This is a genomic window from Pseudomonas sp. Sample_22 (genome assembly GCF_004307635.1).
Taxonomy (GTDB): Bacteria; Pseudomonadota; Gammaproteobacteria; order Pseudomonadales; family Pseudomonadaceae; genus Aquipseudomonas.
Window position 1 is genome coordinate 1 of the sequence record NZ_RCNY01000070.1, and the last position, 1698, is coordinate 1698.

Annotated in this window: 1 protein-coding gene; it reads left to right on the plus strand. The window is 51.7% G+C overall.

The features are described from left to right. Nucleotides 1–1211: hypothetical protein (locus tag D8U73_RS29220; RefSeq protein ID WP_206663025.1), on the plus strand; the 1211-nt coding region annotated here is incomplete at its 5' end. Nucleotides 1212–1698: the final 487 nt, after the last annotated feature.

Consider the following 1698-nt stretch of genomic DNA (forward strand, 5'->3'; position numbering starts at 1 on the left):
TGTTACCCCTGCTGGATGCGCAACAGCTCTATCCAGAGTGGTTTGGTCAGAAATCCATGACCATGATTCACAAGGGTTCTAAAAAAGGATTTTTCTCCTACCTGCGGTTGAATGCTGCCCCTGTAACCTTTTTTCGTAAAAGTGCGTCGACGACGGGTTTGAAGTATGCACACGGTACAGGTTACTTATTGGAATACCGCAGCATCACCCAAGCTATTTCGCAGGATTTTGTGGCTTTGAATACCCGCCTCCAAACTGAATTGCTGGCTGAAATGGTCAAGGAGGTGTTGTCGGAAGGATTGGCTATCAGCTCCAACGCTTTTCGTATTTCGCAAAAAGTCTCCGATTATCTATTTGTGGTTCCCAGTAGTTTGGGCGGCACCTACCAGGCTTATATTCCCTGCGTGCTGTCCTACGGTGCGGTGCTTTATGCCCTCAAACCGAGCGATCAGGGGCTTGCACGGGGTTCGGCTTTTTCCCGTTATGGGGTGGCGGTGGAGGATGAGGTCATCCAATCCTTTCAAACCCATAAAGGACGACATTGGCAAACCAATTCATTGTTTCGTGCTGGGTTAGCTGCGAGCATCGTCAATAAATGGATGGGCCGAACCCAGCCTCAAGGCGCTCATTACGACCATCAAACCGCACGGGAACGAGCTCAGAAAGTAGGTGAACTGATGCTGGGTGAACATACCCGCTTTCTTGGCTCGTTGCCTGAGCAGCTACAGTCCTGGAAACGCAGTGAACTTTCCTTGAAAGATATCCAGGCCCAGTTGAACCTCACCTTGCAGACGGCTCATTACAGCCCTTTGGGGTTCTGCGTAAGGGACATCAACTTGAAGCCCTGCGAGTACCACCTCAAATGCCTAACGGGAAATGCAGGGTTAGGTTGCCGGGAGTTTGTATTTGACCTGCATGATCCGATTCAGCGCCAGAACATCACCAACGAACGTGACAAAGCTGAGCAGGAGCTGGCACGGTTGTTTGAAGTGTTAAATCGGCCAGACGTGCCAGCTGAATCGGTCGAGATGCACATTGAGCATCAAATGACGCTGTTCAGAAATGCCACTGCCATCCTTGAGCGCGCCCAATTGATCATGACCACCGCCCAAGCCGCACAGGTCCAAGACTTTCAACCGTTTCGAGCTCAAGGCTCCAAACCCGATGATTGCGCTTTTCAATGTGGAACACCACCCTTGGACAGTGTGTAGCGCTTGCAAAAGATCAGAGATCAGTCCCTCTCCCTCGCGGCGGCCCCCTGAAGAGGTCGCTGGGACGTTATGATTCTTAGGAAGATCATCACGCCAACGTCTGAGCCATATTGATGAAGCTTGTCTGGTCGCCAGCCCTGCCTGGTACCACCATGCCATATGGTCCGTTTGGGTTGATACGTATCTGGGTGCAGAACGGTGTGCTGCTGTTGGGTAGGCATCATGACCAAGACCCGTCGCCGCGCAGCGATAGTGCAATTTGAATATTGCCGCAAACCAGCTTAAGTAGGTAATCGTCAGGTGGATCTGGCGGTCATCCAGAACAGTGGGCGCCTTAGTGCCGCTCGCCATACGATTGACTAAGGCCAGATTTTTCCTAACAAGGCACGGCACCGGATGACGGTGTTCTTTCACTGGTAAAGAGGAACCGGGGAATGGCCACTACGCAAGAGCAATGGAAGCAGGCGTTTATGCTGCTCAATCACTT